The sequence below is a fragment of the Streptomyces boluensis genome (genome assembly GCF_009908195.1).
GTDB classification, from domain to species: Bacteria; Actinomycetota; Actinomycetes; order Streptomycetales; family Streptomycetaceae; genus Streptomyces; species Streptomyces boluensis.
Genome location: NZ_JAAAHS010000528.1, coordinates 1 through 4,185, shown reverse-complemented (window position 1 = coordinate 4,185; position 4,185 = coordinate 1). Strand labels below are relative to the sequence as shown.

Genomic DNA, 4,185 nt, shown 5'->3' with positions numbered 1-4,185 from the left:
ACTCGCCCCCTGAAGACCCACCCCAACTCCCCTTGCTGGAAAGGAACATCGGCATGACTGCCACCCAGGCCTCCGCGCCGCCCGCCGCGCACACTCCGGCACCGGCGATCCGCGCCGGCGGACTGCGCAAGTCCTACGGCGACAAGCTCGTGCTCGACGGCATCGACCTGGACATCGCCGAAGGCACCGTCTTCGCGCTGCTCGGGCCCAACGGTGCCGGTAAGACCACCACCGTGGAGATCCTCTCCACCCTCATCGACGCCGACGCGGGCGACGCCTGGGTCGCGGGCCGCCACCTGAAGCGGGACGCCGACGGGGTGCGCTCCGCGATCGGCGTCACCGGACAGTTCTCGGCCGTCGACAACCTGCTGACCGCCGAGGAGAACCTGCTCCTCATGGCCGATCTGCTCCACCTCGACCGGCGTGAGGGCAAGCGGCGGGCCAAGGAGTTGCTGCGCCGCTTCGAACTGTCCGAGGTGGCCGGGAAGACCGCCGTCACGTTCTCCGGCGGCATGCGACGCAAACTCGACCTGGCGATGACCCTGGTCGGCGATCCGCGGATCATCTTCCTCGACGAGCCCACCACCGGCCTCGACCCGCGCAGCCGCCGCACCATGTGGGAGATCATCCGCGCCCTCGTCGCCGATGACGGTGTGACCATCTTCCTCACCACGCAGTACCTGGAGGAGGCGGACCAACTCGCGGACCGTATCGCGGTGTTGGACCACGGCAGGCTGATCGCGGAAGGCACCCCCGACGAGCTGAAGCGGCGTATCCCCGGCGGTCACATCCGGGTGCGGTTCGCCGGACCCGAGCACCTGGACGCCGCCGCGGGCATCTTCGGCATCGCCACCCGCGACGACGAGTCGCTCACCCTGCAGATCCCCAGCGACGGGTCCATCCCCAACCTGCGCGCCGTGCTCGACACCCTGGAGGCCACCGCCGTACAGGCCGAGTCGCTCACCGTGCACACCCCCGACCTCGACAACGTGTTCCTGACCCTCACGGGCCAGCCCCGCCCCGGCGCAGGATCCGCGAACAACCACCTCAACTCCCCGAAGGAGAACGTCTGATGGCCACCATGTCCTACGGCTTGCGGGACTCACGGACGATGCTGCGGCGCAACCTCAAGAAGGCCGTTCGCTACCCGTCCCTGACGCTCACCGTCGTCATCATGCCCATCATGATGCTGCTCCTCTTCAACTACGCCTTCGGCGGCGCACTCGGCAGCGGTATCGGGGCGTCGGCCGCCGGTGGCGGCGAGTACATCGACTACGTCGCGCCCGGCATCATCCTGATGGCCGCCACCTCCGGCGCCCTCACCACCGCGATCAGCGTCTGCATGGACAAGACCGAAGGCATCGTCAACCGCTTCCGTACGATGCCGATCTCCCGCGCCTCGTTCCTCACCGGCCATGTCGCGGGCAGTGTGATCCAGACGATGATCAGCATCGCCCTCGTCATCGGCGTCGCCCTCCTCGTGGGCTTCCGGCCCGACGCCACACCCGTCGAATGGCTCGCCGCGCTCGGCCTGCTCACCGTGCTCACCCTGGGCCTGACCTGGCTCTCCGCCGGGATCGGCCTGGTCGCGAAGAACCCCGAGACCGCCAGCAACATCCCGATGCCGCTGACGTTCCTGCCGTTCCTCGGCAGCGCCATCGTGCCGCCCGACTCGATGCCCACGGGCCTGCGCTGGTTCGCCGAGTACCAGCCGTTCACGCCGATCATCGACACCCTGCGCGGCCTCTGGCTCGGCACCGAGATCGGCAACAGCGCCGTCATCGGCCTCGCCTGGTGCGTCGCGCTCAGCATCGTCGGCTACGTGTGGGCGCGCCGCACCTTCACCACCGGTGCCAAGCGGTAACTCCCTTACGAGGCAAGTCAGTTCAGCCAGACCCGTTCCCCTGGAGGACCCATGCCGTACGAACCGACTGCCGCCGAAGCGGCCGAGTCGGCGCCCACGCTGCCCACCGACCGGCGCTCCGGCTGCCCCTTCGACCCGCCCGCCGAACTCACCGCGCTCGCCGACCGGCCGCTGCGCCGCCTGCGGTACGCCGACGGGCACGTGGGCTGGCTCGCCACCGGCCATGCCGCGGCCCGCGCGGTCCTGGCCGACCCGAGGTTCAGCTCCCGGTACGAACTGATGCACTCGCCGATCCCCATGGCCGGCCTGGAGGAGGGGCTGCCGCCCGCGCAGACCGGCGACATCATCGGCCTCGACGCGCCCGAGCACACCCGCTACCGGCGGCTGCTCACCGGCAGGTTCACCGTACGGCGGATGCGCCAACTCACCGAACGGGTGCAGGAGTTGACCGCCGAGTGCCTGGACGCCATGGAGCAGGCCGGGCCCACCGCCGACCTGGTGACGGCGTTCGCGCAGCCGGTGCCCGCGCTGATGATCTGCGAGCTGCTCGGTGTGCCGTACGCAGAGCGGGAGCGCTTCCAGAGCCGGGTGGCGACCCTCTTCGACCAGACGGCCGACGAGCAGGCGAAGGGCGAGGCCTATACGGGGCTGCTGCTGTACGTGCGGGAACTCGTCGTCGCCAAGCGCGCCGAACCCACCGACGACCTGCTCAGCGACCTGACCACGACCGACCTCACGGACGAGGAACTCGCCGGGATCGGCGGCGTGTTGCTCGCGGCGGGACTCGACACCACCGCGAACATGCTCGCCCTCGGCACGTACGCGCTGCTGAGCAACCCCGACCAGCTCGACGCGCTGCGCGCCGACCCCGGTCTCGCCGGGCAGGCCGTGGAGGAGCTGCTGCGCTACCTCAGCGTGGCCGACCCGATCCCGCGGGCGGCGCTCGAGGACGTGGAGGTGGCGGGCGTCCTCGTCAAGGCGGGCGAGACGGTGACCGTGTCCGTGCAGGCCGCCGACCGCGACCCGGACAAGTTCCCCGACCCCGACCGGCTCGACCTCCACCGCAGCGCCACCGGCCATCTGGCCTTCGGCCACGGCGCCCACCAGTGCCTGGGCCAGCAACTCGCCCGCGTCGAGATGACCGTCGCGTTCCCGGCACTCTTCGCCCGCTTCCCCACGCTGCGCCTCGCGGTGCCGCCCGAGGAGGTGCCGCTGCGTGACCGTGCCAACATCTACGGCGTGATCAGCCTGCCGGTCACCTGGGAGCAGGAGGAGGTGGCCCCGTGAGCGCCCCGCAAGACTCCCTACGGCTCCACGTCGACCGCGACCGCTGCGCGGGTGCCGGTATGTGTGCCCTGACGGCGCCCGAGGTCTTCGACCAGGACGACGAGGAGGGCCTGGTACTGCTCCGGCAGCCCACCCCACGCCCCGAGCACCAGGCCGCCGCCCGCCTGGCCGCAGGGCTCTGCCCCGCCGGAGCGATCACCGTCAACTCGCCGGACGCCACGGCCTCGTAGCGCCGACCGGATCCGGCCTGATCCAAACGACAGGCGCTAGCCGAGTAGCTTTCCGGCCTCGACCGAGAACCCCGCACCGCTTCCTGCCGGTGGGGGGTGCTCGTGTGTGCGGGCCGCGCGTTGTGGGTGAAAGGGCTTCTCGACGTCCGGGCCGCTGCAACGATGGTGGCTTCGCTACGAGTTGAGCGTGCCCGCGCATGTGGAAGGTTGGTCCGCCGGTGGCCTCTCTGTACTTCATCGCCCACGGCGAACCCCTCTCGCCGGAACCGGCACGTTCGCTGCACGCGTGGCTGCGGCAGCACCAGCCGGGTTGGGGCGTGCCGAGTGTGAGTGACCCGAACTGGCGTTACGCCGTGGAGCGTTGGTGGGCGGTCCCTGACCTACCGGCCCCGGGCGAGGCGCTGGGCGGGGTGCGCAGGCCGGTGAGCGTGCTGCTCGAACCGCACGGGCTCACCTCGGCCGACACCGTGATCGGCATTCTCCGCCTGGTCAGGGACTGGACCGTCGCGGCCGGCGCGCCCGCCGCGCGAGGGGTGTTCCTCGTGAAGGGCGAGCTGCATCAGCACTGGGCCATCGGTCCGGGGACGACCGAGAACGATCTCGTCGTCATCCACCTCGGCTGGGTGGTCGCCAGGGAACACGGCGACCGTCCCGCGCCGCGGCCGGACCCCAGCCACGACCAGATCGACACCCGCCACTCCGATACCTTCCTGGCCAGACGGCGCGAACAGCGGCCGCCTCGCGCAACGCCGGGCCCGGTCCTGGACCCGGAGGACCGGTGGCCGGACGGCGAGGGTGGTGTGG

5 protein-coding genes are annotated in these 4,185 nt (G+C 70.9%); all 5 read left to right on the top strand.

Annotation, left to right across the window (positions count from 1 at the left end):
• Nucleotides 1–53: 53 nt before the first annotated feature.
• Complete coding sequence (locus GUY60_RS35215; protein WP_161705417.1) at nt 54–1,073, top strand: ATP-binding cassette domain-containing protein; 1,020 nt, start codon at nt 54–56, stop codon at nt 1,071–1,073.
• A complete protein-coding gene (locus GUY60_RS35210) occupies nt 1,073–1,864 on the top strand; it encodes an ABC transporter permease (protein WP_161705415.1) in 792 nt (263 codons plus the stop codon). The genes GUY60_RS35215 and GUY60_RS35210 overlap by 1 nt, the downstream gene beginning before the upstream one ends.
• Nucleotides 1,865–1,915: 51 nt before the next feature.
• On the top strand, nt 1,916–3,151 hold the full coding sequence (locus GUY60_RS35205; protein WP_161705413.1) for a cytochrome P450: 1,236 nt from the start codon (nt 1,916–1,918) through the stop codon (nt 3,149–3,151).
• Nucleotides 3,148–3,381 (top strand): ferredoxin, encoded by a 234-nt coding sequence (locus tag GUY60_RS35200; protein WP_161705411.1) that lies wholly within the window; start codon nt 3,148–3,150, stop codon nt 3,379–3,381. The genes GUY60_RS35205 and GUY60_RS35200 overlap by 4 nt, the downstream gene beginning before the upstream one ends.
• 218 nt (nt 3,382–3,599) lie before the next feature.
• On the top strand, nt 3,600–4,185 hold a 586-nt coding region (locus GUY60_RS35195), incomplete at its 3' end, for a hypothetical protein (RefSeq protein WP_161705409.1).

Coding starts and splice junctions, on each gene's coding strand:
- GUY60_RS35205 (WP_161705413.1), top strand. CDS start 1,916: ATGCCGTACGAACCGACTGCCGCCGAAGCGGCCGAGTCGGCGCCCACG.
- GUY60_RS35215 (WP_161705417.1), top strand. CDS start 54: ATGACTGCCACCCAGGCCTCCGCGCCGCCCGCCGCGCACACTCCGGCA.
- GUY60_RS35210 (WP_161705415.1), top strand. CDS start 1,073: ATGGCCACCATGTCCTACGGCTTGCGGGACTCACGGACGATGCTGCGG.